Source organism: Pseudomonas sp. GW821-FHT02H06, assembly GCF_059421525.1.
Window position 1 is genome coordinate 512,128 of sequence record NZ_JBWKVD010000001.1, and the last position, 26,329, is coordinate 538,456.

At 61.4% G+C, this 26,329-nt stretch carries 19 protein-coding genes; 12 read left to right on the forward strand and 7 right to left on the reverse strand.

Features of this window, described 5'->3' with window-relative positions:
• The first annotated feature begins 7 nt into the window (after positions 1-7).
• The 5 genes from AC07VF_RS02420 to AC07VF_RS02440 all read left to right on the forward strand — a co-directional run bounded on the left by AC07VF_RS02420 (position 8) and on the right by AC07VF_RS02440 (position 7,018).
• Positions 8-820, forward strand: a complete 813-nt coding sequence (locus AC07VF_RS02420) for a response regulator transcription factor (RefSeq protein ID WP_495008683.1) — start codon at positions 8-10, stop codon at positions 818-820.
• Positions 821-1,048: 228 nt separating this feature from the next.
• The gene (locus tag AC07VF_RS02425; RefSeq protein WP_495008682.1) at positions 1,049-2,191 is read left to right on the forward strand and encodes an OpgC domain-containing protein; all 1,143 of its coding nucleotides are present in this window, start codon (positions 1,049-1,051) and stop codon (positions 2,189-2,191) included.
• Positions 2,192-2,404: 213 nt separating this feature from the next.
• On the forward strand, positions 2,405-5,527 hold the full coding sequence (locus tag AC07VF_RS02430; protein WP_495008681.1) for a transglycosylase domain-containing protein: 3,123 nt from the start codon (positions 2,405-2,407) through the stop codon (positions 5,525-5,527).
• A 130-nt stretch (positions 5,528-5,657) separates the two neighbouring features.
• Positions 5,658-6,251 (forward strand): PadR family transcriptional regulator, encoded by a 594-nt coding sequence (locus AC07VF_RS02435; RefSeq protein WP_463581930.1) that lies wholly within the window; start codon positions 5,658-5,660, stop codon positions 6,249-6,251.
• Positions 6,248-7,018, forward strand: coding sequence for a siderophore-interacting protein (locus tag AC07VF_RS02440; protein ID WP_495008680.1), 771 nt, complete (start codon positions 6,248-6,250; stop codon positions 7,016-7,018). The genes AC07VF_RS02435 and AC07VF_RS02440 overlap by 4 nt, the downstream gene beginning before the upstream one ends.
• 74 nt (positions 7,019-7,092) lie before the next feature.
• On the opposite strand, the gene AC07VF_RS02445 is transcribed toward AC07VF_RS02440, so the two are convergent.
• Both AC07VF_RS02445 and AC07VF_RS02450 read right to left on the reverse strand, forming a co-directional pair.
• On the reverse strand, positions 7,093-7,755 hold the full coding sequence (locus AC07VF_RS02445; protein WP_495008679.1) for a Pr6Pr family membrane protein: 663 nt from the start codon (positions 7,753-7,755) through the stop codon (positions 7,093-7,095).
• 28 nt (positions 7,756-7,783) lie between these two features.
• Positions 7,784-8,014, reverse strand: a complete 231-nt coding sequence (locus tag AC07VF_RS02450; protein WP_192171617.1) for a VF530 family protein — start codon at positions 8,012-8,014, stop codon at positions 7,784-7,786.
• A 619-nt stretch (positions 8,015-8,633) separates the two neighbouring features.
• Here AC07VF_RS02450 and AC07VF_RS02455 point away from each other — a divergent pair.
• On the forward strand, positions 8,634-10,016 hold the full coding sequence (locus tag AC07VF_RS02455; RefSeq protein ID WP_495008678.1) for a carbohydrate porin: 1,383 nt from the start codon (positions 8,634-8,636) through the stop codon (positions 10,014-10,016).
• A 113-nt stretch (positions 10,017-10,129) separates the two neighbouring features.
• Complete coding sequence (locus AC07VF_RS02460; RefSeq protein WP_495008677.1) at positions 10,130-12,562, forward strand: glucose/quinate/shikimate family membrane-bound PQQ-dependent dehydrogenase; 2,433 nt, start codon at positions 10,130-10,132, stop codon at positions 12,560-12,562.
• A 105-nt stretch (positions 12,563-12,667) separates the two neighbouring features.
• On the opposite strand, the gene AC07VF_RS02465 is transcribed toward AC07VF_RS02460, so the two are convergent.
• Genes AC07VF_RS02465 through AC07VF_RS02480 form a run of 4 tightly spaced genes read right to left on the reverse strand, consistent with a single transcriptional unit; the run spans position 12,668 to position 17,017 of the window.
• A complete protein-coding gene (locus tag AC07VF_RS02465) occupies positions 12,668-13,099 on the reverse strand; it encodes a group I truncated hemoglobin (protein WP_192171620.1) in 432 nt (143 codons plus the stop codon).
• Positions 13,099-13,971 (reverse strand): DUF3034 family protein, encoded by an 873-nt coding sequence (locus AC07VF_RS02470; protein WP_495008779.1) that lies wholly within the window; start codon positions 13,969-13,971, stop codon positions 13,099-13,101. The genes AC07VF_RS02465 and AC07VF_RS02470 overlap by 1 nt, the downstream gene beginning before the upstream one ends.
• Positions 13,972-14,003: 32 nt before the next feature.
• A complete protein-coding gene (locus AC07VF_RS02475) occupies positions 14,004-16,349 on the reverse strand; it encodes a bifunctional diguanylate cyclase/phosphodiesterase (RefSeq protein WP_495008676.1) in 2,346 nt (781 codons plus the stop codon).
• On the reverse strand, positions 16,346-17,017 hold the full coding sequence (locus tag AC07VF_RS02480) for a methylamine utilization protein (RefSeq protein ID WP_495008675.1): 672 nt from the start codon (positions 17,015-17,017) through the stop codon (positions 16,346-16,348). The genes AC07VF_RS02475 and AC07VF_RS02480 overlap by 4 nt, the downstream gene beginning before the upstream one ends.
• A gap of 260 nt (positions 17,018-17,277) precedes the next feature.
• On the opposite strand from AC07VF_RS02480, the gene lon reads away from it, so the two are divergent.
• Positions 17,278-19,695 carry an endopeptidase La gene (gene lon / locus AC07VF_RS02485; RefSeq protein WP_282366187.1) on the forward strand — a complete coding sequence of 806 codons (2,418 nt, stop codon included), beginning with the start codon at positions 17,278-17,280 and terminating at the stop codon, positions 19,693-19,695.
• A 129-nt stretch (positions 19,696-19,824) separates the two neighbouring features.
• Positions 19,825-20,217, forward strand: coding sequence for a protease inhibitor I42 family protein (locus AC07VF_RS02490; protein WP_495008674.1), 393 nt, complete (start codon positions 19,825-19,827; stop codon positions 20,215-20,217).
• An 85-nt stretch (positions 20,218-20,302) separates the two neighbouring features.
• On the opposite strand, the gene AC07VF_RS02495 is transcribed toward AC07VF_RS02490, so the two are convergent.
• The gene (locus tag AC07VF_RS02495) at positions 20,303-22,099 is read right to left on the reverse strand and encodes a methyl-accepting chemotaxis protein (RefSeq protein WP_495008673.1); all 1,797 of its coding nucleotides are present in this window, start codon (positions 22,097-22,099) and stop codon (positions 20,303-20,305) included.
• Positions 22,100-22,315: 216 nt separating this feature from the next.
• Here AC07VF_RS02495 and AC07VF_RS02500 point away from each other — a divergent pair, with 216 nt between their 5' ends.
• The 3 genes from AC07VF_RS02500 to cmoB all read left to right on the forward strand — a co-directional run bounded on the left by AC07VF_RS02500 (position 22,316) and on the right by cmoB (position 26,291).
• Positions 22,316-24,436, forward strand: a complete 2,121-nt coding sequence (locus AC07VF_RS02500; RefSeq protein WP_495008672.1) for a TonB-dependent siderophore receptor — start codon at positions 22,316-22,318, stop codon at positions 24,434-24,436.
• Between the two features lie 155 nt (positions 24,437-24,591).
• The gene (cmoA, locus tag AC07VF_RS02505) at positions 24,592-25,335 is read left to right on the forward strand and encodes a carboxy-S-adenosyl-L-methionine synthase CmoA (RefSeq protein WP_133772470.1); all 744 of its coding nucleotides are present in this window, start codon (positions 24,592-24,594) and stop codon (positions 25,333-25,335) included.
• Positions 25,332-26,291, forward strand: coding sequence for a tRNA 5-methoxyuridine(34)/uridine 5-oxyacetic acid(34) synthase CmoB (cmoB, locus tag AC07VF_RS02510; RefSeq protein ID WP_495008671.1), 960 nt, complete (start codon positions 25,332-25,334; stop codon positions 26,289-26,291). Before cmoA ends, cmoB begins: the two co-directional genes overlap by 4 nt.
• Positions 26,292-26,329: the final 38 nt, after the last annotated feature.

Here is a 26,329-nt window from a genome sequence, read left to right on the forward strand (position 1 = left end):
GTAGAGGATGACAATCGCACTTCAGGACATGGCCTGGCATCGCTCGGTCGGGCAGTTGATTGAAGCGCTGGACCGCCCCAATTTCTGGGCCCAACTGGTGCGGCTGCTTGATCAGTACGTCAGTTTCGATAGTTGGGTCGCGCTGCAATTCAGCTCCGGGCAGCGCCCGCAGGTTTTCGCCGAGAGCCCGGGTGAAGATGGCAGCCCCGACCAGCTGTTTCAGGATTACCTCAAAGGCCTGTACCTGCTCGACCCCTTCTACGTCGCCAGCCGCGAGCGCTCGCAAAGCGGCCTTTTCCGCCTTGCCGAAGTCGCGCCCGAGCATTTCGAACTCACCGAGTATTACCAGCGCTACTTTCGGCTGAACGTCGTCGCCGATGAAATTCAGTTCAATTGCCAGATCGACCAGGACCGCACCCTGTGCCTGTCCCTGGGCTCAACCCAACGATTCAGCGCCGAACAGATTGCCCTGCTGTCGATGATCGAGCCGTGGGTCATCGCCCTGTTACGCCAGCGTCTGCCCTTCGAAATTGAAGCTGCGGCAACCGACCAAGAGCTGCTCGATACGCCGTTGCCGATGAGCAACTGGCGCAAACAGCTCGAAGCATCGGCTCAGCACAGCCGTGGCGCGCAATTGACTGCGCGGGAGCTGGACGTCGGACGACTGATGCTCAGCGGCTGTTCGAGCAAGGAAATCGCCCGCAAGCTCGCCATCTCTGCGGAAACCGTGCGCGTCCATAAAAAGCACATGTACAGCAAACTTGGCATCAAATCGCAATCCGAGCTGTTTTCGATTTTTCTTCAAGCGCAGAGCGCTTGAGTCGCAGGACTGGCTTGCCTGATTGAAGCAATCGCGACGGTGCCAGCCAAGAAGGGTCTGTCTCGCTGTGTGAAGCGTCTCAAATCGAGACATCCTGCAACATCCACCCTTTGCTTTTACCCCGCAAACCCGCCACCCTGCGCGCCGCCGATCAGACCCTGCTGACGGCAAGGAACCACGGCCGCCACTGGCCCCTCTTCTTTAAACACCTTTGCAAGGCCCACCGTCATGACGAACGGACGCGACCATCGCATCGACTTCTTTCGGGGTCTGGCGCTGATTTTCATTTTTTGGGATCACGTGCCAGCCAACCCTTTAGCGCAACTGACGCTGCGCAATTTTGGTTTCAGCGACGCCGCCGAAGTGTTCGTGTTTCTCGCCGGCTACGCCGCCGTACTCGCTTATGGCCGCGTGGCGCAACGGGACGGTTACGTGGTGGCTTGCCTGCGTATCCTGCGGCGCACATGGGTGCTGTACGTCGCACACATTTTCCTGCTGACACTGCTGATGGGCATCGTTTTCGTCGCCAACAATCACGTCGAAACCCGCGACATGGTGCGTGAGATGGGCCTGGAGTATTTCGTCGGCAACCCGCAGCAGGCGCTGGCCGATGAACTGTTGTTGCGCTTCAAACCCAACCTCACCGACCCGCTGCCGCTGTACATCCTGCTGATGGGCGCGTTGCCGCTAATCCTGCCTATCATGCTGCGCAACGCAGCGCTGGCGATCGTCCTGTCGATTGCGCTGTACATGATGGTGCCGCTGCTCGGCTGGAACCTGAGCGCCTACGAAGGCGGCGGTTACTGGTATTTCAATCCGGTCGCCTGGCAGCTGATCTTCGTGCTCGGCGGCGCCTTCGCCCTGCATACCCAACGGGCGCCAATCGTAATCGCCCCTGCTCGGCCGCTTTGGCAACAGCCGCTGTTTCTCATAGCGGCGGCTTACCTGCTGATGGCCGGCGTCATCACCGTGCTGTGGAAATTTCCTGACGTGCATGACGCGCTCCTGCCTACCGCGCTCACTGAATTGATCTACCCGATCAGCAAGACAGACCTGTCTCCGGTGCGCCTGCTGCATTTCCTTGCGCTGGTGTATGTCGTCGCAAAAACGCTGCCGACGTCGGTAACCTGGCTCGACAACTGGCCTGTCCAGCAGACCTGCCGAATGGGTCGCTATTCGCTGGAAATTTTCTGCCTCGGCGTCCTACTCGCCCCGCTGGCCGACATGGCGAACGCGCTGGCGGATGACGCCTGGCAAATGCGCGTGATCACCGCGTTGCTTGGCCTGGGGTTGATGCTGCTGTTGTCGAACTGGCTGGAGTTGAACAAGCGGTTGGGCAGCCCGAAGGCGGCGCGGGTGGTGAAGGTTTGATGGGGCTGTCGCGCACTGCCTGACGGACAGCCTCTCACCACGGTTCGTACCGTTCCGAGTCTCCATCCGCTCGTCAAATAAGCTCCACCTCGATCCGGAACCAAGGTTGCACATCGGAAAGATCTTACGCCCCTGCGCACAAAATCCCCTCCGTGCCCACCAGCGTCTACGCTTGTAACAAGTGCGATGTGCAGGTTTGACCAGGCCAACGATATGGGCGCTTTTTGGCATTCCGATACGAAGAAGGCTGCGGTCAAGGCTGACGGTCAGGGGAACGGATCAATGCCAGCCCATGCTCGCCCACGGCGTTACGTGTGGCGGTTTCTGCTGGTGGCGGTGCTGACGGCAGCGGTGATCCTGGGATTTGTGGTTTCGACCGAAGTGCGCAGCTCCCGTTTGCAGGCCCAGGAGTTCAGTCACCTGGCCCAAGGCCTGAGCTACCGCGTCGAAGCCGGTCCCAGCGACGCGATTGTGTATCCCGGTGACGGGCCTTTCGACAAGCGTCTGGGCTATTCCGCTCTCGGCGAATTCCTGCCGCGCTTGCTCAAGCGTGACTACCTGATCAGCGCCCAGGCGCGTTTCTCCCCCGATCTTATGGCCTACGCCAAGCGCGGCTTCTTCGTGCCGTATCAGGAGAAGATTCAGTCCGGCCTGACCATTACCGACTGCCGCGCCGAGCCGCTGTATCAGTACACCTACCCGCAGCAGCTGTATCCGACCTTCGCCGCCATCCCGCCCGTGCTGGTCAACAGCCTGCTGTTCATCGAAAACCGCGACTTGCTGGACGCTCAGCGCCCGCTCGCCAACCCGGCAGTGGACTGGCCAAGGTTTTTCAAAGCGGCGCTTTCCCAAGTGGCGAAGGTGGTGGGGTTGCCGGGGCAATCGGCCGGTGGCAGCACGCTAGCGACTCAATTGGAGAAGTACCGGCACTCGCCGGACGGCCTGACGCTGTCGGGCAGCGAGAAGATTCGTCAGATGGTGTCCGCCAGCGTTCGCGCCTATCAGCCGGGGCAGCAGACCCTCGAAGCCCGGCAGCGAGTGGTGCGTGACTATCTCAACAGCGTGCCGCTGTCGGCGGTTCCTGGTCATGGCGAAGTCCACGGCATGGCCGAAGGTTTGCGGGTCTGGTACGGCGCGGACTTCGACCGCACCAATCAATTGCTGGCTTCGACGGCCAAAGACGATAAAACCCTGGCGGCGAAAGGGTTGGCGCTGCGCGAAGTCCTGTCGTTGGTGATCGCCCAACGCAGGCCCTCACACTTTCTGGCGAAGGGTCGCAAGGAGCTCGCGGATCTGACCGACAGCCATCTGCGCGTGCTCGCACAGAACAATGTCATCGATCAACCGTTGGCCGACGCCGCACTGGCGGCCAGCGTGACCTATCGCGACTGGGTGCAGCAGCCGACCGTGCAGCCGATTGAGAGCAACAAAGGCATCACTGTCGCGCGCACGCGGCTGTCGAACATGCTCAACCGTTCGCTTTACGACCTCGATCGCCTGGATCTGTCGGCCACCAGCACGCTGCAGAACGACCTGCAGATCAGCGTCGGTCAGTATTTGCGCGACCTTGCCAAACCCGAATTTGCCGGTCAGATGGGCTTGATCGGCGAGCATCTACTGACACCCACCAGCACCCAGGCGGTGCGTTACAGCTTCACGCTGTTTGAGCGCGACCCGGATGGCTCGCGGGTGCGGGTGCAAACTGACAGCACCGATCAGCCGTTCGACATCAACGAGGGCAGCAAGCTGGAGCTGGGTTCGACGGCCAAGATGCGCGTGCTGACGACCTACTTGCAGATCATTGCCGAGCTCCACGACAAGTACGCCGATCAGCCCAATAGCGCCCTGAAAAAAGTCCCGGTCGAGGAGTCCGACCGACTCAGCCGCTGGGCCGTGGATTACCTGATTCAGAACACCGATCGCGACCTCTCGAAGATGCTCGCTGCTGCCCTCGATCGTCAGTATTCGGCCAGCCCAAGCGAAAGCTTTTTCACCGGGGGCGGCCTGCACCATTTCAATAATTTTCGCCGGGAGGATAACGCCCGTAATCCGACCCTGCGCGAAGCGTTGCGGGAGTCGATCAACCTGCCGTTCATTCGCCTGATGCGCGATCTGGTGCGCTACACCACCTATCAGGGGCCCAACAACAGCGCGGTGTTGCTCAAGGACGACAGCGATCCGAGACGTCAGGAATACCTGGCCGATTTCGCCGACCGCGAGGGCAAGTCATTCCTGTTGCGCTTCTGGAAGCGCTATAAAAACAAATCCACCCAGGACCGGCTCGACACCTTTCTCGACGGGGTGCATCCCGCTGCGAGCCGGCTTGCCGCCGTGCACCGCTATCTGCTGCCGGACGCCACGCAGAGCGCGTTCAATGCGTTTGTTCGTGCGCACATGGCCGGGGAAAAAGGCAAAACGGCGCTGACCGAAAAGCGTCTGGACGAACTCTATTTCGCCTATGGCCCTGGCAAGTTCGATCTGCCGGATCAGGGCTACGTCGCCCGCGTGCACCCGCTGGATCTGTGGCTGGTGGGGTATCTGCTGCAGAACCCGGACGCCACGTTCAAGGACGCCGTCGCGGCCAGCCGTTTCGAGCGGCAGGAAGTGTACAGCTGGCTGTTCAAGAGCCAGCACAAGAGCGCTCGCGACAACCGCATTCGCACGATGCTGGAGATCGAAGCGTTCCTGGATATCCATCAGCGCTGGCAGCGACTGGGCTATCCGTTCGATCATCTGGTGCCTTCACTGGCGACCGCGATCGGCAGTTCTGGTGATCGACCCGCCGCGCTCGCCGAACTCATCGGCATTCTCCAGAACGATGGTATTCGGCTGCCGGTGCTGCGCATCGACAGCCTGCACTTCGCCGCGCAAACACCTTACGAAACCCAACTGATCAACAACCCCGAGTTGGGCAAGCGGGTGCTGCCCTCGGAGGTCGCTGCCGCGATGCGCGAGGCGCTTTCCCAGGTGGTCGATGCCGGCACGGCGAGGCGCGTGTCCGGCAGTTTCAAAACTCAGGATGGCAGCGTGCTGGCCATGGGCGGCAAGACCGGCACGGGCGACAACCGTATCGAAAGCATCGGCGCAGGCGGGCGAATCTTGGCGTCCAAGGCCATCAATCGCACCGCGACCTTCGTATTTTTCATCGGCGATAACCATTACGGCACGCTGACGGCGTACGTCCCGGGCCGCGCCGCCGAGAGCTTCAAATTCACCTCAGCCCTTCCGGTGCAAGTGCTCAAAGGCATGGCGCCGATTCTCAATCCCTACCTGGAGCCGGGCACTTTCACGCAGTGCAAGGCGCCCGTTCCTACGCAGGTGACAACGCGTCTTTAGCCGGTTTTTCATTGAAGTCATCGCGTTCGTCTCCTGAAAACCGGGAGACAACCGTTCGTCTTAACGCATCTTGCGGAAAACTTAAGATATATCTTAAGGTATATCTAACTTGTACCAAGAGATGAAAAAAATGAAAGACCACTCACACGATCACCCCCACCACCATCGTCCTCACTTCGGCGAACACGGCGACGGCCGCGATGGTTTCGAGAAACGTACCGGCCGTGAACGCGGCGGCCGTGGGCCTCGGGTATTTGCCCCGGGCGACCTGAAATTGCTGCTGCTGGCGTTGATCGCCGATCAGCCGTGCCACGGGTATGACTTGATTCGCCAGATCGAAGCGCTGTTCGACGGCGCCTACAGCCCGAGCCCGGGCGTGATTTACCCGACGCTGACCTTTCTGGAAGAGAGCGAGTTGATTCAGGGCGATGCCGACGGCGGCAAGAAGCGCTATGGCATCACTGAGGCCGGTCAGCAGTTCCTGACGGAACAAGCCGTCGCGCTGGATGGCGTGAAAATGCGCATCGAGGTCAGCAAGCGCTCGTTGCGTGGGCATGATCGTCCGCCGGAAATCCACGAGGCCGTGCACAACCTGCGTCATGCCTTGCAGATGCACCACGGTCGCTGGAACCCTGAGGAAATCCTGCGGGTTCGCGACCTGCTGAACGACACCGCGAAAGCCATCGTCGACGGCCAACAACCTGCGTCGGAGAAACCGGAATGAATGCACCCCAGGGAATTCACCGCGTCAGCCACGAGATCAAACGTCGCAAGCTGCAAGTGTTGAGGGTGACCGACATCACCCCGCGCATGCGCCGCATCACCCTGAACGGTCCGGAGCTTGCGGGGTTCATCAGTCTGGGCACGGATGACCACGTCAAACTGTTGTTCGCCACCACGCTCGAAGAGCAGGCGGCGCTGGACAGCGATGCGCCGCTGCAAAACGCTGAAGGCCCGCGCCCGACGATGCGCGACTACACCCCGCGTCGTTACGACCCGCAGACCGGCGAATTGGACATCGATTTCGTGCTGCATGGCGACGGTCCGGCGGCAACCTGGGCGGCTCAGGCGCAAGCCGGGCAAACGCTGAATATCGCCGGACCTCGGGGTTCGATGATCGTGCCGGACATGTTCGACAGCTATCTGCTGATCGGCGACGAAACCGCCCTCCCCGCCATCGGTCGTCGGCTGGAAGCATTGCCGGCCAGTCGACGTGCGCTGGTGGTCGTTGAAATCGACAACCCGGCGGAGCGTCAGGCGCTGACCAGCGATGCGAAGATTGAAGTGATCTGGGTGGTGCGTGGCGAGCACGATCTGCTTGAAGTCACGCGCCAACTGACCCTGCCGCAAGGCAGTTTGTACGCCTGGGTAGCGACCGAATCGTCCCTGTCACGCAAAGTGCGGCGCGTGCTGCTGGATGAGTTCAAGCTGGACGAAGCGGCCGTCAAGGCAGCAGGCTACTGGCGCGCGGACCGTTCGGGCGAGGAATGAGGCGGTTGAGGTCGCCGGGAATAATTGAGTGCTGCAGGCGCGCCAGATTCGGGGCGTCTCAGCATGATTGAGGTTTACGACTGCCCTCTGCGGCCCGAAATCCTGTCTATCCCATACACGACTGACCCAATCACCACAAAACCTGCCAGCACGCCCAACGCATTGGTCAGCGCCTTGGCCACTCCAAGCGTGCCGATGTCCAGGAATGGATAGAGATAGTCGCCGAAGATATTCCCGCGCAGCAGCAAATAGCCGAAGTACACAACGGGATACAGCGTCCAGATCAGCACATGTCGAGGTCTCAACAGACCTTTGGGCACGAAGAATAACCAGTAGCCGAGGAACAGCAGCGGCATGACGTCGTGCAGCAATTCATCGGCGACCCACTGCCAGCCCTCGGGCGTCCACAGATGGCGCAGCAGCAGGTTGTAGGCCAGGCTCACCAGAATAATGCTGGTGGTGATGCCCGCGCAGACAACGGGGGAACGGAAGAACCGATACCCCGCCGAGTGCCGGTCGATGACCGCACAGCTCAGTGCCACCGCCACCAGCGTGTTAGTCACCACGGTGAAGAAGCTGCAGAAGCGCACCAGTCCGCCGAGGAGGCTGGCATGGTCGATCCATCGCCCCCAGAGAATCAGGTACAGCTGCACCGCGAGCCCGAACCAGCCCAGCATGGCGGCCGTGATGACAAAACGGCGCCCGCCTGGAGACAGGTGCAACGTGGGGCTGGGCATGTCGATCAAATCCTTGGCAGGCGGCAAGTCAGCTCGGGCGCCTGGTACGCGCCAGCTTGATGTACAACCCTTCGACCTTCTCCCGCGCCCAAGGAGTCTTGCGCAGAAACGTCAGGCTGGACTTGATGCTCGGGTCGCTCTTGAAGCAGCGAATGTCGATCCGCTCAGCCAGCCCCGACCACTCGTAATGCTCGACCAGCGCGATGAGGATCTGCTCCAGCGTCACGCCGTGCAGCGGGTTGTTGTTGGGTGTGGTCATGGCGGGCCTATGGACGCTGATGGGACAGGACAGTTTCGCGAGCTGCGCACCTTAGCGGACGCACCGGCGGGTGTGAAGGGTTGAGCGATTGTCGGGCTTTAAGTGGGACCGGCTTCAGCCGGGAAAGCGTCATTCGCCACGCCGCAAATTTCCGGGTGACCCAACCGGCCTCTTCCCGGCTAAAGCCGGTCCCACAATTGAATTGCGTGCACTCAGTCCATTCTCGCTGGCACGGCGCCGAATTTTAGTGGGACCGGCTTCAGCCGGGAAAGCGCCAGCCGCCATGTTGCAGAATCCTGCGGCCTGGATGCCCCTGACTAAACACTCATCCATGCGCTGCCTGCAAAGGTCAGCGGCAAATCGCCCTTCCCCGCAGCACCGTAAACAGGCGGGTTGAACAGTAGACAGCGCTGCCCTGCCTGCCCGCCACTGTTACGCCAATCGCAACGATCCATGTCGCAATTTCGACTTTTTAAAAAATCGTTAGGGCCCTATCATCGCCGCCCTAAACGCTGAAACGGTTAATTCGTCATTTGTTAAGACCTTGCAATGCGCCTTCAAAGCGTTGCGAGCGGCATCGCCTTTTGCTCTCGAATAACTCAAAAAGACCTCCCGCCCTATGCCCAGTCATCTGAAACGCCTGACCTGCACCCCGACCTGCAAATCGTCCCGAGCCCTTCGTCATGCCAGCGCGCTGAGCCTTGCGGCGCTGGGGTTCGCGACCTGCGCCCATGCCGCGCCGGCGTTCGACAGCACGTCGCCGTGGATGCTGGGTGACTGGGGCGGCAAGCGCAGCGAGCTTTCCGAACAGGGTTACGACTTCAAGCTCGATTCAGTCGTGGAAGTGGGCTCCAACCTGCACGGCGGCTACAACCATGACAAGGCAACCCGCTACAGCGACCAGTTCGCCCTCGGCGCGCACATGGACCTGCAGAAAATCCTCGGCTGGCACGACGCCGAATTTCAGCTGACCCTGACCAATCGCAACGGCGACAACATCAGCAACGACCGCGTGGGTGATCCGCGCACCGGCACCATTTCGTCGTCCCAGGAAGTCTGGGGCCGTGGCAACGTCACGCGCCTGACCGACCTCTGGTACCAGCAGAAATTTCTCGACCAGACGCTCAGCGTAAAAGTCGGCCGGTTCAATGAAGGCGAAGACTTCAACACCTTCCCGTGCGACTTCCAGAACCTGGCGCTGTGCGGCTCGCAGGTCGGCAACTGGGGCGGCGGCATCTGGTACAACTGGCCGATCAGCCAGTGGGCGATGCGCGTCAAATACCAGCTGAACCCCGAACTGTTCGTGCAGGTCGGTGCGTTCGAGCAGAACCCGTCAAACCTGGAAAACGACAACGCCTTCAAACTCAGCGGCAGTGGCACCCAAGGCGCGGTATTGCCCGTCGAGGTGGTGTGGTCGCCGAAGGTCAACGGCCTGCCGGGCGAATACCGCGCCGGTTACTACTACAGCACCGCCGACAGCAGCGACGTTTACAAGGACAGCAACGGTCGATACGCCGCCCAGAGCGGCGATGACTACGCCTCGTCGTCCAGCAAACACGGCATGTGGCTGACCCTGCGCCAGCAAGTCAGCAGCGAGGCCAGCGACAACAGCCGCGGCCTGAGCCTGTTCGCCAACGGCACGCTGCACGACAAGAAAACCAACATGATCGACAATTTCGTTGCCCTCGGCGCGACGTACAAAGGCCCGTTCGACGCGCGCCCCGAGGATGACATCGGCGTCGGCATCAGCCGCATCCACGTCAACCCGGCGTACCGCAAGAACATCAACCTGCGCAATCAGGCCGAAGGCGTCTCGGACTACAACGACCCGGCCTTCCTGCCCGTGCAGGACACTGAATACAACGCCGAAATCTACTACGGCGTGCACGTCGCCAATTGGCTAACCGTGCGCCCGAACCTGCAATTCATCCGTCATCCGGGCGGCGTGAATCAGGTCGATGACGCACTGGTCGCGGGGTTGAAAATCCAGTCCTCGTTCTGATCAGTCCCGCTCGTCCGGCTGCACCCAGGCATCGGCATTGAAGGCATGGCTTAGCCGCCGCGCCTTCACGCCAACACGCGTTAACCACCACATCGTTACGGAGTACAACACTTATGAGCACTGAGGGTGCTTTCGGTAAGGGTCGCCTGCTTCCGAGCTTGCTCGGGCTGGTGATTCTGATAATGGGTCTGGCCTTGCTGGTCGGGGGCATCAAACTGCTGACCCTGGGCGGGTCGCTTTACTACCTGCTGGCCGGCATCGGCTTTGCCATCACCGGCGTCCTGCTGATGATGGGTCGCAGCGCGGCCTTCGGCCTGTACGCACTGGTGTTGTTCGCCAGTACCGTGTGGGCGCTGTGGGAAGTCGGCCTGGATTGGTGGCAGCTGGTGCCGCGTCTGGCACTCTGGTTTGCCCTGGGCATCGTGATGCTGCTGCCATGGTTCCGTCGTCCGGTCCTGCGTGGCCAGGTCGGCGATACCGGTACTCGCGCATTGGGCGCTGCCGTGATTGTCGCGGGCATCGCCGCGCTGGCCAGCCAGTTCACACACCCCGGTGAAATCAAAGGCCAGCTGGACCGCGAAACCGCCGGCACCACCAGCGCCGCGCCGGCCATGCCTGACGGCGACTGGCAGTCCTACGGTCGCACGGCCTTCGGCGATCGCTACTCGCCGCTGTCGCAGATCACCCCGGACAACGTCAGCAAGCTGGTCCCGGCGTGGACCTATCGCACGGGCGACATTCCGGGTCCGAACGATCCGGGTGAAACCACGGCCGAAAACACCCCGCTGAAAGTTAACGGCATGCTCTACGTCTGCACGCCGCACAGCCAGGTCATCGCACTGGACCCGGACACCGGCAAGGAAATCTGGCGCTTCGACCCGAAGATCAGCAGCGGCAAGGCGGCCAACTTCAAGGGTTGGGCGCACATGACCTGCCGTGGCGTGTCGTATCACGATGACGCCTCCTACGCTGCCACCACCCCGACCAACGCTGCCGCCCCTGCGCAAAGCCCGGCCGCTCCGGCAGTTGCTGGCGCAGCCAATGCCTGCCCGCGTCGGATCTTCCTGCCGACCGCCGACACCCGTCTGATCGCCCTGAACGCCGACACCGGCAAAATGTGTGAAGACTTCGGCAATCACGGTTCGATCGACCTGAGCGCCAACATCGGTACGTACGCACCGGGCGGTTACTACTCGACGTCGCCACCGGCCGTAACCAAAGACCTCGTGGTCATTGGCGGTCACGTCACCGACAACGTGTCCACCGACGAGCCTTCGGGCGTGATCCGTGCGTTCGACGTGCACACCGGCCGTCTGGTCTGGAACTGGGACAGTGGCAACCCGGACGACACCACGCCGATTGCCGAGGGCAAGACCTACACCCGCAACTCGCCCAACATGTGGTCGATGTTCAGCGTCGACGAAAAGCTGGGCATGCTCTACCTGCCAATGGGCAACCAGATGCCTGACCAGTGGGGCGGCAACCGCACCGAGGCGTCGGAGAAATTCAGCGCCGGTCTGGTCGCGCTGGACATCGCCACCGGTCACGTGAAATGGCATTTCCAGTTCACCCACCACGATCTGTGGGACATGGACGTCGGCGGTCAGCCAACGCTCATGGACATGAAAACCGCTGACGGCGTGAAGCCTGCTGTTCTGGCCTCGACCAAGCAGGGCAGCATCTATGTGCTGGACCGCAGCAACGGTCAGCCCATCGTGCCGATCAACGAAATCCCTGTACCCCAGGGCGCGGTTGCCGGCGATCACACGTCGCCTACCCAGCCGAAGTCCGACCTGAACTTCATGCCGCCGCCGCTGAAAGAGCGCGACATGTGGGGCGTGACGCCGTTTGATCAGATGCTCTGCCGGATCGACTTCAAATCCCTGCGTTATGAAGGCCCGTTCACCCCGCCGTCGCTGCAAGGCACGTTGGTGTATCCGGGTAACTTCGGCGTGTTCGACTGGGGCGGCATTTCGGTCGATCCGGTGCGTCAGATTGCTTTCGTGAACCCGAGCTACATGGCGTTCCGTTCCAAGCTGGTACCGGCAGCAGAAGTTGAAGGCGGCCCGGGTCGCAAGAGCGAAACCGAAGGCGTGCAGCCGAACAAAGGCGCGCCGTACGGTGTGATCCTCGAAGCGCTGTTGTCGCCAATGGGCCTGCCTTGCCAGGCGCCAGCATGGGGTTACGTGGCGGCGGTCGATCTGACCAACCACCAGACCATCTGGAAGCACAAGAACGGCACCGTGCGTGACAGCTCGCCGGTTCCGATCCCGCTGACCATGGGCGTTCCAAGCCTGGGCGGCACGTTCATCACCGCCAGCGGTGTGTCGTTCCTCAGCGCCACACTGGACCAGTACCTGCGCGCCTACGACGTCCGTAACGGCAAGCAGTTGTGGGAAGGTCGTCTGCCAGCAGGCGCCCAGACCACGCCGATGACCTACACCGGCAAGGACGGCAAGCAATACGTGCTGGTCGTTGCAGGCGGTCACGGTTCGCTGGGCACCAAACAGGGCGATTACGTCATCGCCTATAAACTGCCGGATTGATCAGTTTCACTGATTAGCTGCGTGCAGTAACAGAAAAGGCGGTCCCGTGAGGTGACCGCCTTTTTTGTGCGCGCTGAACGGATGCCAGGAGTGAGGCGCGAGAGGCTACTTCTCGATCACTTCCCCACGCTGAGGCGCCAGCCGGGCAATGAACCGGTTCTGCGTCGTGACCGGAATGTGCTGCTCGTTCATCGCATCGATGAGGTCCTCGACCAGCGCATTGAAATCGCTGCGGCTGAGTTTCATGCCCTTGTGCACTTCTTCCAGAGAGTCACCCGTGTACGTGCACGGCCCGCCTGCCTCGACGCAGAATCTCTCCACCAGCTTGTCGCGCACCCGGACGATGTCGACCTTGGCGAAGTATTTATAGATGCGGTCATCCTGGGCGATGTGCAGCAGCATGCCTTCGACGATTTTCTGGATGCCGGCGCGCTGGCCCAGGTCCTGATAAAGGCTGTCGTCCTTGGGCGGCTGTTGGGCGCACCCCACCAGCAGCGACAGACTGAGCCCGACGATCAGCCACAAAGACCGCTTCATCAAAAGCTCCCTTGCACGGAAAGGTAGGTGCCGTTCTGGTTGTCCAGCGTGGCGATTTCACCGAGATGCGCGTAGGCCAGCACCACGGAAACATGCTTGTTGGGGAACCAGCCAACAAAGAAGTCTGCCCAGTCGCTTTCGCCGGCGAACGACAGGTTGTCGGGCTTCTCGCGGTAGTCCATGCCCACCGCCCAGTGCGGGTTGAACAGGATGGCTGCGCCGCCCTCTTTCAGTACGCTGCGGGTATCGCGGCGGTCGCCGCCAAAGCCCATCAAACCGGTTTCGTTGGCGCGGCTGTAACGCAAACCGGCATTGACCACTACGTTGTAGCCAAAGGCCGCGCCCATGAACAGACGGCTCGCCGTGACGTAGCCCTCGACATCCGAATCCCGCTTGGCGCCCACCAGGCTGGGGATGAGGAAATCGTTCTGGTGCTTGTATTCCAGCCCCGCCGACACCTGCGGCAGCTGATCGTAGATCAGGTCGCCAAACAGGCGAACCTTCACGCCGAAGATGTCCTGAGTGAGGTTGTCCTCCGGCAGATTGAGCTTGCTGACCAGTGACCCCAGATCGAAGCGTTGATGGGCGTAGGAAATCTCGACGCGATTACCGTAGGACGCCGCAGCGCCGACCACATCAAGGGTGTAGTCCGGCAAGTCGACGTGGGTCGCGAACGCGTTGCCGCCCCACTCGCCCTGCTCGTCATACCCGGCGAGCATGGCCCAGGGAATGATCCCGCCCCCTGCGCCGCCTTCAATGCTGCTGGCGCCGCCGGTCGCGATCAGCCGGCCCTGTTCGGCTTCAGCCGTTGGCGCAACCCACGCTGCGCAAGCTCCCACCACACTGGCCAGTACCACGGGGTTTACGTACATCGAAAGACTTCGTGCCATAAATCTCTGTTCCATCAGTGCATCGTCATGCGGGGTGGGAGCTGGGCCTGCGCGATCCAGGCTTCGAAGGCGACCGCACTCAGCGGCCGACTGATCAGATAGCCCTGTGCGGTGTCGCAGTGCCAGCGCTCCAGCAGACGCAGGCTATGTTCGTATTCGACGCCTTCAGCGACCACCTTCAGGCCCAGGTTGTGGCTCATCTCGATGGTCGAGCGCACGATCACGGCGTCTTCACTGGTTTCGTCCAGGTCGCGCACGAAGGACTGATCGATCTTCAATTCCTGCACCGGCAGCCGCTTGAGGTGGGCCAGCGAGGAGTAACCGGTGCCGAAATCATCCACCGACAGACTGATGCCGAAATCACGCAGGCGATTGAGCACTTTCAACGACTGCTCGGGCTCGCGCATGATCGCGCTTTCAGTGATCTCGAAAATCAACTGTTCAGCCGGCACGCGGTAGAGCTTGAGCAGCGCAGCAACGCGGTCAGCCAGATCGTTGCCCAGCAGGTCGTCCGCCGAGATGTTCACCGAGACCTGCAGAATGAGACCGCGCTGCGCCCACTCGGCGAGCTGGCGCAGCGCATCTTCGATGACCCAGTGGGTGAGGATCTGAATGCTGCCGGTGCGTTCCGCCAGCAGGATGAACTCGGCGGGCGATACCGAGCCGAATTGCGGGTGCTGCCAGCGCAGCAAGGCCTCGGCCTGAGTGACCCGGCCGTTGCGGATGTCCAGTTTGGGCTGGTAATGCAGGGACAGTTCGCCATTGCGCGCGGCCTGACGCAGGTCGCGGATCAGGCTGATCTGGCGCAAGTGGGCAACATCCCGACCGTCCACATAGACCTGCAGACGGCCCGGCAACTGCGCCGCGTCCTGCCGCGCAATGGACGCACGCCTGAGCAACTCGGTCGCCGAATCGCCATTGGCCGGATAGGCCGCGATGCCGATGCAGGCATCCATCGCGATGTCCTGCTCGCCGATGCGCTGGGGCTTGACCAGTAAACGCTGCAGCCGGTCAGCCACCGCGACGGCGCTGTCGGTCTCGGCGTTTTGCACCAGCAGCAGAAATTCGTTGTCGGAGAGCCGCGCCACCGTATCGCCGGGACGCAGCGGCTCTTGCAGTTGTCCGCTGATAATCCGCAGCAGTTGCTCAACCCCCTCCAGACCGACGTTGGTGCTGATCGCGCGGAAGTTATCGATGCCCAGATAAAGCAGCGCCACCGGTCGCTGTGCAACGACCGCGCTGCCGAGGCGCTCCATCACCAACGCGCGGTTGGGCAGCCCGGTCAGTGGATCATGCAGGGCATTGTGCGCCAGCTGCAGCTCACGCTCGGCGATCCCGCTCTGCATCGAATTGATGGCGCTGGCGAGCAGGCCCAGTTCGTCCCCGCGATCCAGCACCACGGGCGTTGCGTAATCACCTTCGCCAATACGCCGGGCGGCCTGAGCCAGGGCACTCACCGGCTGCGACAGGCTGCGCGCCAGTAACAACGCGCCGACCAGCGAACACGCCAACGCCACGACAGTGATCCAGAACAGCGTCTTATCCAGCGGCGCGAATGCCTGCATGGCTTGATCCAGCGGGCTCTGCAGCAGGGCCACGACCTCGCTGTCGCTGTTGCTCCCCAGCCGCAGGGTTTTGCTCAGAAAACTCTGGCTGTGGTGCTCGGTCATCTGCATCTCGTTGGTGGGCGGATTCATCATCACGCTGCGCAGGCTGTCAAACAGCGTCTCCGGCTGGGTACTGATCATCTGACCCGGCTGCTTTTGCACGAGCGACAGAAAAGACACCTGCAAACCACTTAACGAGCGCAGTTCTTGCGCCAAGTCACCGTCCATGCTGAAACCCATCACCACGCGGGCAATCGGCAGCGGTGCGAGCACGGTGCTTTCAACCAGCAAGTGCGGCTGCCCCTGCAACGGCACGATCAGCATCGATTGATTCTTGCCCTTGAGGTCACGCAGCGCCTGGATGTACGGGAACGGCGAACCTTCTGGGATCTGCGCGACGGTGCTGGCCATCACCGTGCCGTCCATGCCCAGCAGGAACATGTCATTGGCGTTGATTCGGGCGCCGTGGTTGAGCAGCACCGAACGAATGGTTGCCGAGTCCGCGGATGCCACGGCGTCACGGAAACCGAAGTCGGTGGACAACAACTGCACGGCGTCGCGCAGCCGCTTGCCGCGCATTTCCAGCAAGCCTTCAAACACCCGGGTGCCGACTTCGAGCTGCGCCTGGGCCTGTTTGCGCACAGCGTCCTGGGTGGCGGCTTTCACCGCAATAAACACGGCGAAGACCACGATCAGCAGCAGCATGATCAACACGCCGGCAATCCGCGCCTGAAAGCTGATGCGCACCTTCATTCGTGGGCCGCTTTATGAAAGGCGTCGCCAAACGCGCTGGACGGCGGCGCGGCGGGGGTGTTCTCGGCGTTGGGCTGTACGGCGATGCTGAACCGCTGCTTGAGGCCGCCGGCCGGAATGTCGATCTCGCCGCCGGACACCGGCAGCATGTCGGGGGCCTGCGGGTGCCAGAGGGTGACGGTGTAGTGACCCGCGGGCACTTGATCCAGGGTCAGCGCACCTTTGTCATTGCTCACGCCGAACCAGCCATCGTCAGTGACGTACACGTAACCGAGCATGTTGTCATGCACGTTGCAGCCGAGCACCACCACGCCCGGCTTGTCGAACAGCACGGGGGCCGACGGTGTGCCGCCATACAACCGCAGTTCGAAACGCTTGGGCGTCGAGAACGAATACACCTGATGGCGGATCTGATCGCTGTTGGGAAAACTGATTTGAGTACCGGTGCGCACCGCCAGCACATGGGGGGCAAATTGCACATCGCGCTGGTCCATGTCGGCTTTCAGCGACCCCGCAGGCGGCAAAGTAGCACCGCGCAGGGTGAGCACCGCGTCCGGAAGCGGCTTTCCCTGGCCATCGACGAACTCGGCGGTCAGGCTGGCCGCATGGGCGAAGGTGCCATACAGAGCGGTTACAGCCAGCAACAACGAAATAAAAACACGGCGCATGACAGATGTTCCAGACAGCGAGGCCCGCAAAGAGAGCCTACTTGGCGATGATTTCCAGCGTAGCCCACGGATCGAAGGTCGGCGATATCAGACGGACTTCCGGCAAAGCACATGGCCATCACCTATTGGAGGCCACGGCCTGGCGCAACGCCACATATGCTTTTAAATCGGCCTGCTTAGTCATTGCTATCGACCGGCGCTATTGAAACCTGAGGCCTTGCGCCCCATCTAAGGCTCATCTCCATTTATGCAGGTGCCCCATGAGCGACCAGCAGTCCGACGCCAACCAGCCGCACCCCGACGACGATCATGAGCACGAAATCCTCGGCTCCGACAACAAGCGCCTCGCCCTGCCCGGCCAGAACCTGCCGGATCAGGTGTACATCATCCCGATCCACAACCGTCCGTTCTTCCCCGCGCAAGTGCTGCCGGTCATCGTCAATGAAGAGCCTTGGGCCGAAACGCTGGAGCTGGTCAGCAAGTCTGATCACCACTCACTGGCGCTGTTTTTCATGGACACCCCGCCCGACGACCCCCGTCATTTCGACACCAAGGCGTTGCCGGAGTACGGCACGCTGGTCAAGGTGCACCACGCCAGCCGTGAAAACGGCAAGCTGCAGTTCGTCGCCCAGGGCCTGAGCCGTGTGCGCATCAAGACCTGGCTCAAGCACCATCGCCCGCCGTTTCTGGTGGAGGTTGAATACCCGCACCAGCCCAACGAGCCGACCGACGAGGTCAAGGCCTACGGCATGGCGCTGATCAATGCGATCAAGGAACTGCTGCCGCTCAACCCGCTGTACAGCGAAGAATTGAAGAACTACCTCAATCGCTTCAGCCCCAACGATCCTTCCCCGCTGACCGACTTCGCTGCGGCCCTGACCTCCGCCACGGGCGTCGAGCTGCAGCAGGTGCTCGATTGCGTGCCCGTGCTCAAGCGCATGGAAAAAGTCCTGCCGATGCTGCGCAAGGAAGTCGAAGTCGCGCGCCTGCAGAAAGAAATCTCCGCGGAAGTGAACCGTAAGATCGGCGAGCACCAGCGTGAGTTCTTCCTCAAGGAACAGCTGAAGGTCATCCAGCAGGAACTGGGGCTGACCAAGGACGACCGCAGCGCTGACATCGAACAGTTCGAAGAGCGTCTGGTGGGCAAGACCCTGCCGCCCCAGGCGCGCAAGCGCATCGACGAAGAGATCAACAAGCTCTCGGTGCTGGAAACCGGTTCCCCGGAATACGCCGTCACGCGCAACTACCTGGACTGGGCAAGCTCGGTGCCATGGGGCGTGTTTGGTGACGACAAGCTCGACCTGAAACACGCGCGCAAGGTGCTCGATCAGCACCACGCCGGCCTTGATGACATCAAGAGCCGTATTCTCGAATTCCTCGCCGTGGGCGCCTACAAAGGCGAAATCTCCGGCTCCATCGTGCTGCTGGTCGGCCCGCCGGGCGTGGGTAAAACCAGCGTTGGCAAATCGATCGCGGAATCCCTGGGCCGGCCGTTCTACCGTTTCAGCGTTGGCGGCATGCGCGACGAGGCCGAGATCAAGGGCCATCGTCGCACCTACATCGGCGCCCAACCGGGCAAACTGGTGCAGGCGCTGAAAGACGTGGAAGTGATGAACCCGGTGATCATGCTCGACGAGATCGACAAGATGGGCCAGAGCTTCCAGGGCGACCCGGCCTCGGCGCTGCTGGAAACCCTGGACCCTGAGCAGAACGTCGAATTCCTCGACCACTACCTCGACCTGCGTCTGGACCTGTCGAAGGTGCTGTTCATCTGCACCGCGAACACCCTGGACTCGATCCCCGGCCCATTGCTGGACCGGATGGAAGTGATTCGCCTGTCCGGCTATATCACCGAAGAAAAGCTCGCCATCGCCAAGCGCCATCTGTGGCCCAAGCAACTGGCCAAGGCCGGCGTGTCGAAAAATAGCCTGATGATCAGCGACAGTGCGTTGCGCGCGGTGATTGAAGGCTATGCGCGGGAAGCCGGTGTGCGGCAGCTGGAAAAACAGCTGGGCAAGCTGGTGCGCAAGGCCGTGGTCAAGCTGCTGGACAACCCGGACACCGTGGTCAAGATCGGCCCGAAAGAGCTGGAAGCTTCGCTGGGCATGGCGGTGTTCCGCAACGAGCAAGTGTTGTCGGGCACCGGCGTGATTACCGGCCTGGCCTGGACCAGCATGGGTGGCGCGACACTGCCGATCGAAGCGACCCGCATCCATACGCTCAACCGCGGCTTCAAGCTCACCGGCCAGTTAGGCGACGTGATGAAGGAATCTGCCGAAATCGCCTACAGCTACGTCAGCTCCAATCTGGCGAAGTTTGGCGGCGACAAAACCTTCTTCGACGAAGCCTTCGTTCACCTTCACGTGCCGGAAGGTGCGACGCCGAAAGACGGGCCAAGTGCCGGTGTGACCATGGCCAGCGCGCTGCTGTCGCTGGCGCGTAACCAGGCGCCGAAAAAAGGCGTGGCGATGACCGGCGAACTGACCCTGACCGGGCACGTACTGCCGATTGGCGGCGTGCGGGAGAAGGTGATCGCGGCGCGGCGCCAGAAGATCTACGAGCTGATCCTCCCGGAAGCCAACCGTGGCAACTTCGAAGAGCTGCCGGATTACCTGAAAGAAGGCATTACCGCGCACTTCGCCAAACGCTTTGCGGATGTGGCGAAGATATTGTTCTAAGACGGACCTCGCCTCAACGTGTGGGGGCGCCACTCTGGCCGCCCTCACACGTCTTGTGCGGCCCACCTGATTAGCATCTCTCCCGTCTTCGGTTATGCTCCCCCCATGTTGCCTATGACCGGAGCCTTCATGACCGCTGCCCGCTTGCTCGTCCCGCTCAGCCTCACCCTGCTTGCCGCTTGCGTCCAGGCGCCAAAACAGATCGTCTCCCTGGACGATCAGCAAGACTGTCCCCTTTCTCTCAAAACCGGCCAGACCCTCATGCTGATGCTGCCCAGCAATCCCACGACCGGGCACCGCTGGCTGATGCAAAACCCTGCGCCGTCCATCCTGAGCAGCCTGGGACCCGAGGTGTTCAATGCCTCCAAAGACGTAGGTTTGGTCGGTGAAGGCGGTCAGTCAGTCTGGCGCTACCGAGCCGCCAATCCGGGCACGGGTCACCTGATGATGGTCTACCAACAACCCTGGGCGCCGGAAGTGGCGCCAGCGCGCACCTTCGACTGCGTCATTACAGTGAACTGATCGCCCGCCCATTCCACGGCCGCCCGCAGGAAAATCCTTGCAGGCGAAGGGCTGATCAGTCGCTGAGCACTGGCATGAACCTCTGTCACTCGGCCAGTAATTGCGCAGCGTCGAAGCCCATGCGCAAGTTGCCCCAATGACGGCCTTCGAAGAAGAACGGCACGTCAATTTCGGTCATGATTTCGCCGGTGTCGCGCAGGTAGGTTTGCAGCAGGAAGCGCTGTTGGTTAGCGGCTGCGCGCAGGCCGATGGGGTCAGCGAACATGCGCTTGTTCCGGCACACCGGTAGGTCGATAGCTCGGTCGCCCGTAGGTTTTTTCGACACCCAGCTGTTGTTCACCGGGCAGTAACCCTTGCTGTCGACGATGAAGGTGACCTTTCCGCCCCGCGTGCCTTTGGTGAGCGCGTCGCACTCTTCCTGACAGATCTGCGCAAAGCGTTCGGTGTAGCTGGTCGTGTATTGCTTGGGATCAGTCCCGGGAATCAATTTGTAGTTCTGATCGAACAGGTTGACGCCCTCACGTTGCAGCGCCGCCAGACGCACCTGGAGCCGATCGCGGCAATGACTGGCGCGGGTAATGCCAGCGTCCAGCGCGCCATGCCCGAGAACAAACCGGCCCAGCAGCGCCTGAACCTTTTCCGCCACGCCCGAGAGGTCTCGGGTGGCCGTGGCCGAATGCTGCATGCGCTGGTCGATGGACTGGCTGTCCGCATGAATCTGCGTGACGCGGTCGTTGATGCCGGTGTTGCTGTCGGCAGACTGCTGGATGTGCGAGGCGATGTCCTCAAGCTTCGTGTGAGTGGATTCGAAGTCGCCGATCATGCTCTCGAAATGCCCAGACGCGCGCTCAACCACTTTCTGGGTCTCCCGGGCGCTGTGGCTGATCTGGGTGGTTTGCTCGTGGGTCGAGCTCACCTCCAGCAACATGGCGTCGATGTTCTGGGAAATGTCCTCGGTGGCGCGGCTGACGTTCTGGGCGAGGGTCCGGACTTCGTCGGCAACCACTGCGAAACCACGCCCGCTCTCCCCTGCACGCGCCGCCTCGATCGCCGCGTTGAGCGCCAGAAGATTGGTCTGGGAGGAGATTTGTTGAATCAATCCGACAATGGATTTGATGCTCGACGAACGTTGGTTCAGCGCCGAAACCAGGGTGCCGAACTCATTCAGGCTGCTGGAAATCTCACTGATGTTGCCGGTCACTTCCAGCAGTTCAGTGTAGGAGTCGCGGGCCATGCTGAGGTTCTGCGCGGTGGTCCCGGAAATGCCCTGAGTCTGCCGGGACACTTCGGCAATCCGACCCACTGCGTCGTTGCTCTGCTCCATGACTTCCTTGGCGAAGCGCGCCTGATGGGTCGCGCTGTCGCTGGAATCGCTGATGTTTTTCAGCGAGCGCGCGGACTCCACGGCAATGTGCACGGTCAACGCCTGAACGCTGCTGATGATCTCCCGCTGTTTGGCCAGAAACCGGTTGCAGGTACTCGCCAGCACGCGAATTTCATCGTGGGTCAACAGCGGCAAGTCCTTGGACAGGTCGCCCTCGCCGTTGGCAATGCCTTCCAGCGCCAAGCTCATCTGGGTCACCGGCCGCACGATCAAGTGCCGGAAATACCAGACCATGAAGCTGACCAGACACAGGGTAAACAGCGTGCTGCCCAGAATGGCGTTGCTCAGCACATCGAGTTTCCCCTCGATCATGCTTAGCGTCTCCGCCGGCAACTGCGCGCTGCGCAACTGCAGAAGAATGTCCGCGCGCAGGCTCACGGCCACCCAGTACACCACGGCGCTCACCACCACGATCAGAAACAGGCTCGACAGCTTCTTGGTCAAAGAATTGAAAAACTGCCTTTCGATGGACTCGTACAACGCCTTGAACGCATGCATGCCACGGTTCCCTGTGCCAGTAATGAAATGAGTTGCGAATTAAGGTGTTTCGACTGCCGGGGGGAAAGCTTTAACGCTGCGGGGGGAAGGCACCCGGTCATGGCCAGCGTTGCAGCCAACACCGACGAATGGACTAAATGACATTGATTCTCAATTTTAACTTGCCGATAATGAGAACCACCACCATTTGTTACATTCGCCGGAGCGTTGCCCGCCATGCGTTACTCGATCCCCTTTTGCCCAAAGGCCCTTTCGTTAATCGCCCTGAGCGTGCTCAACACAGCGAATGCCGAAGAGACAGCGCTCAGCCTGCCGGCCACTGACGTGACGTCAACCGCCACCTACGGCGACACCGGCAACCCGCAGGGCTACCAAGGCAAGCCCAGCAGCACCACCACCCGGCTGGACCTGACCAACCAGGAAACGCCCCAGGGTGTGACCAACATCAAACGCGAGCAAATGGATGACTTCAAGCTCAACAGCATCCGCGATGTGTTGACCAGCACCCCCGGCGTCAACGTGCAGAAAGTCGAAACAGACCGCACCTACTTCACCGCGCGCGGTTTCGACATCAACAACTTCCAGTACGACGGCACGGCGATGCCGATGACCAATGGGTTGCTGGTGGGCGATATCGACCTGGCGCCCTACGAACAGGTCGATATCGTTCACGGCGCCAACGGCTTGATGTCCGGGGCCGGCAACCCCTCGGCCACGGTCAACTTCATCCGCAAACGCCCGACCTACGATCCCCAGGCAAAGATTGACGTGACAGCCGGTTCCTGGGACAAACGCCGGGTGGACATCGACGTCTCCGGCCCCCTGACCGACTCGGGCAACGTGCGGGGGCGCGTCATCTACGCCAACGAAAACGGCAACTCATACCTTGATCGCTACTCCCGCGAGAAGAACATCTTCAGCGGTCTGCTGGCATTCGACCTGAGCGACAGCGACACGCTGACCCTTGGTTACGAGGACCAGAAGACCAACGCCAATGGCTCAAGCTGGGGCGCACTGCCGTTGGTCGATGGCAATGGCAACGCCATTCATTACAGCAGCACCCATTCCAATATTTCCCAGCCGTGGGTGCATTGGGACGTTCACACGCAACGTGCGTTTGCCGAGTGGGAACACACCTTCGCCAACGACTGGAAGTCGAAGCTGACCGTCGCCGGCGCCGAGCACCGCGAAGACACCGAGATGTTCTACATGTACGGCGACAGCACTTCACCCACCGGTTACACCGGACTGGGCTCCAAGTACAAAGACAAGAACCTCGAACTCAGTGGAGATTACTCGCTGAGCGGGCCCTTCATGCTCGGCGGTCGGGAACATCAACTCACGCTGGGGGCGAACGCTGCACGCCAGCGCAACCGCGAATCCTCGCAGTACGGTGACGTCCTCAACTACTCGCCTGTGACGCTTGAAGATGCGCTGCATGGCTACCTGCCGCAGCCGAATTACGTCGCTGCGTTACCCGCTGCGACCTCGAACTACACCGATCGCCAGAAGAGCGTTTACGCCGGCGCGCGTTTCAGCCTGACCGACGATCTGCATGTGATCACCGGCGCCCGCATGCTCAGCGCGGACAGCAATGGCGACAACTACGGCTCCGCGCGAGAGGTGCGCATTCACGGCAAAGTCACGCCGTATGCCGGTATCGTCTACGACCTGACCCCCGAATACGCGCTGTACGCCAGTTACACCGAAGTCTTTAATCCGCAGTATTACCTCGACGGCCAAGGCCGGGTGCTCGATCCGCTTGAAGGCAAAAGCTACGAGGCGGGCATCAAAGGTCAGTTGCTGGACAAGAAGCTCAACGTCAGCGCAGCGGTGTTCCATGCCAAGCAAGACAACGTGCCGGGCAGTTCGACCTATGACGCCAACCTGGGCGGCTATGTCTACGAGGCGATGTCCTACGACAGCAGCGGCCTGGAGCTGGAAGCGTCGGGCGAAGTGGCGCCGGGGCTGCAAGTCAACGGCGGGTACACCTACGTCTATATCACTGACGACAACGACAGCCGTGCGCGCAAGTTCATCCCGCGCCACGCCCTGACGTCGTCGATGACCTACCAGTTGCCGACGGCGCCGAAGGTCAAGGTCGGCGGCAGCCTGAGCTGGCAGAGCAAGACTCAGAACGACGACTCGCCCGCGGCCCGCCAGGACGCCTACGCGCTCATCGGGCTGATGACCCGCTACGACATCGATCAGCACTGGAGCACCCAGCTCAACCTCAACAACCTGACCAACGAGAAATACCAACAGAGCCTGCGCTACAACCAGAGCAACTTCGGGGATCCACGCAACTTCACCGCGTCGGTGAGCTGGAGATACTGAGTTCACTGCTCATGTATCGGCCGCGTGCGGGCAATCGGACGCGGCTTTTTTATGGGCGGACCAGACGTCAGCACACGAGCGATGAGATGAGGTTCCAGCCGAGGGACGGAATTGGCTAAAATGCCGCACTTTTCGCCTTGTCCCCCGGAATCGCCGTGAGCCCAGAACCCGACCGCCTATTCGCCCAGCCGCTGCCCCAGGTGCCCGACTTCGCCTTCAACGAAGACGTGGTGCGGGTGTTCCCGGACATGATCAAGCGCTCGGTGCCGGGCTATCCGACCATCGTCGAAAACCTCGGCGTGCTCGCGGCGCAATTCGCCCAGCCCCACAGCGTGCTCTATGACCTGGGCAGTTCACTGGGCGCCGTCACTCAGGCATTGCGTCGGCATGTGCGCACTGAAGATTGCCGGGTGATCGCCATCGACAACTCGTCGGCCATGGTCGAACGCTGCCGCGAGTACCTCAACGCTCAGGACTCGATGTATCAGGAGCTGCTGCCGGTGGAGGTGATCGACGGTGATATCTTGAATCTCGAGTTTCAGCCCGCCTCGGTGGTCGCGCTGAACTTCACCCTGCAATTCATCGCGCCGGAACAACGCCTCGCTCTGCTGACGCGTATCCGCCAGTCGCTGCTGCCCGGCGGCGCGCTGATCGTGTCGGAGAAGCTGCGCTTTGATGACACCGAAGAGCACGCGCTGCTCACCGATCTGCACGTGGCCTTCAAACGCGCCAACGGTTACAGCGAGCTGGAGATCGCGCAGAAACGCAGCGCCATCGAAAACGTGATGAAACCCGACAGCCTTGAGCAACACCGCGAACGCCTGCTGGCCGCCGGTTTCAGCAAAGTCGTGCCCTGGTTCCAATGCCTTAATTTCGCCTCGTTGATTGCCCTGCCATGATTGATCTCGCTCCCCTGGTCCGCCGTCTGGCGGGCACGCCACTGTATACCTGGGCCCAAGGCCTGCAGGCGCAACTCGACGCGAAGATGGAAAAGGGTCACGGCGACCTGGAGCGCTGGCAAGGCGCGCTGAATGCCTTGCCTGATCTGACGCCAAGCCGCATCGAGCTGAAGAACGATTTCATCCTCGACGCCGACTGCGATGACGCCACCCGCGAGCAGACCCGCGCTGCGCTGATCGGCCTGTCACCATGGCGCAAAGGCCCTTTTGATGTGTTCGGCGTGCACGTCGACACCGAATGGCGCTCGGACTGGAAATGGTCGCGGGTGTCGCCGCACCTTGATCTGAAAGGCAAGCGCGTTCTGGACGTGGGCTGCGGCAACGGTTATTACCAGTGGCGCATGCTGGGCGCAGGCGCCGACAGCGTGATTGGCGTCGATCCCAACTGGCTGTTCTTCTGCCAGTTCCAGGCCATGCAGCGCTATCTGCCGGACCTGCCGGCGTGGCACCTGCCGTTCACCCTGGAAGATCTGCCGGCGCGGCTCGAAGGATTCGACACGGTGTTTTCCATGGGCGTGCTCTATCACCGCAAATCGCCCATCGATCACCTTCTGGCGCTGAAGGACTGCCTGGTCAAAGGCGGAGAGCTGGTGCTGGAAACCATGGTGGTGGAAGGCGACGCGAATCAGGTGCTGGTGCCGGAAGACCGCTACTCGCAGATGCGCAACGTGTGGTTTCTGCCGTCAGTGCCCGCGCTGGAACTGTGGCTGCGCCGCGCGGGCTTTGTGGATGTGCGCTGCGTCGACGTCAGCACCACCACGGTGGAAGAACAACGCGGCACCGACTGGATGCGCTTTCAGTCGTTGAGCGACTTCCTCGATCCGGCGGACCACAGCAAAACCGTAGAAGGCCTGCCGGCGCCGCGGCGTGCGGTGATTGTGGGGCGCAAGCCGTAACCCGACAAAAGCGCTATTGCGCGCGCTCATTGAACATG

Excerpts from the sequence above, each read along its gene's own strand:
- AC07VF_RS02420 (WP_495008683.1), top strand. The coding sequence starts at position 8 with ATGACAATCGCACTTCAGGACATGGCCTGGCATCGCTCGGTCGGGCAG.
- AC07VF_RS02440 (WP_495008680.1), top strand. The coding sequence starts at position 6,248 with ATGAATGCACCCCAGGGAATTCACCGCGTCAGCCACGAGATCAAACGT.
- AC07VF_RS02450 (WP_192171617.1), bottom strand. The coding sequence starts at position 8,014 with ATGACCACACCCAACAACAACCCGCTGCACGGCGTGACGCTGGAGCAG.
- AC07VF_RS02425 (WP_495008682.1), top strand. The coding sequence starts at position 1,049 with ATGACGAACGGACGCGACCATCGCATCGACTTCTTTCGGGGTCTGGCG.
- AC07VF_RS02460 (WP_495008677.1), top strand. The coding sequence starts at position 10,130 with ATGAGCACTGAGGGTGCTTTCGGTAAGGGTCGCCTGCTTCCGAGCTTG.
- AC07VF_RS02490 (WP_495008674.1), top strand. The coding sequence starts at position 19,825 with ATGACCGCTGCCCGCTTGCTCGTCCCGCTCAGCCTCACCCTGCTTGCC.
- cmoB (WP_495008671.1), top strand. The coding sequence starts at position 25,332 with ATGATTGATCTCGCTCCCCTGGTCCGCCGTCTGGCGGGCACGCCACTG.
- AC07VF_RS02455 (WP_495008678.1), top strand. The coding sequence starts at position 8,634 with ATGCCCAGTCATCTGAAACGCCTGACCTGCACCCCGACCTGCAAATCG.
- AC07VF_RS02470 (WP_495008779.1), bottom strand. The coding sequence starts at position 13,971 with ATGTACGTAAACCCCGTGGTACTGGCCAGTGTGGTGGGAGCTTGCGCA.
- AC07VF_RS02500 (WP_495008672.1), top strand. The coding sequence starts at position 22,316 with ATGCGTTACTCGATCCCCTTTTGCCCAAAGGCCCTTTCGTTAATCGCC.
- AC07VF_RS02495 (WP_495008673.1), bottom strand. The coding sequence starts at position 22,099 with ATGCATGCGTTCAAGGCGTTGTACGAGTCCATCGAAAGGCAGTTTTTC.
- AC07VF_RS02475 (WP_495008676.1), bottom strand. The coding sequence starts at position 16,349 with ATGAAGGTGCGCATCAGCTTTCAGGCGCGGATTGCCGGCGTGTTGATC.
- AC07VF_RS02430 (WP_495008681.1), top strand. The coding sequence starts at position 2,405 with ATGGGCGCTTTTTGGCATTCCGATACGAAGAAGGCTGCGGTCAAGGCT.
- lon (WP_282366187.1), top strand. The coding sequence starts at position 17,278 with ATGAGCGACCAGCAGTCCGACGCCAACCAGCCGCACCCCGACGACGAT.
- AC07VF_RS02435 (WP_463581930.1), top strand. The coding sequence starts at position 5,658 with ATGAAAGACCACTCACACGATCACCCCCACCACCATCGTCCTCACTTC.
- AC07VF_RS02480 (WP_495008675.1), bottom strand. The coding sequence starts at position 17,017 with ATGCGCCGTGTTTTTATTTCGTTGTTGCTGGCTGTAACCGCTCTGTAT.
- AC07VF_RS02445 (WP_495008679.1), bottom strand. The coding sequence starts at position 7,755 with ATGCCCAGCCCCACGTTGCACCTGTCTCCAGGCGGGCGCCGTTTTGTC.
- AC07VF_RS02465 (WP_192171620.1), bottom strand. The coding sequence starts at position 13,099 with ATGAAGCGGTCTTTGTGGCTGATCGTCGGGCTCAGTCTGTCGCTGCTG.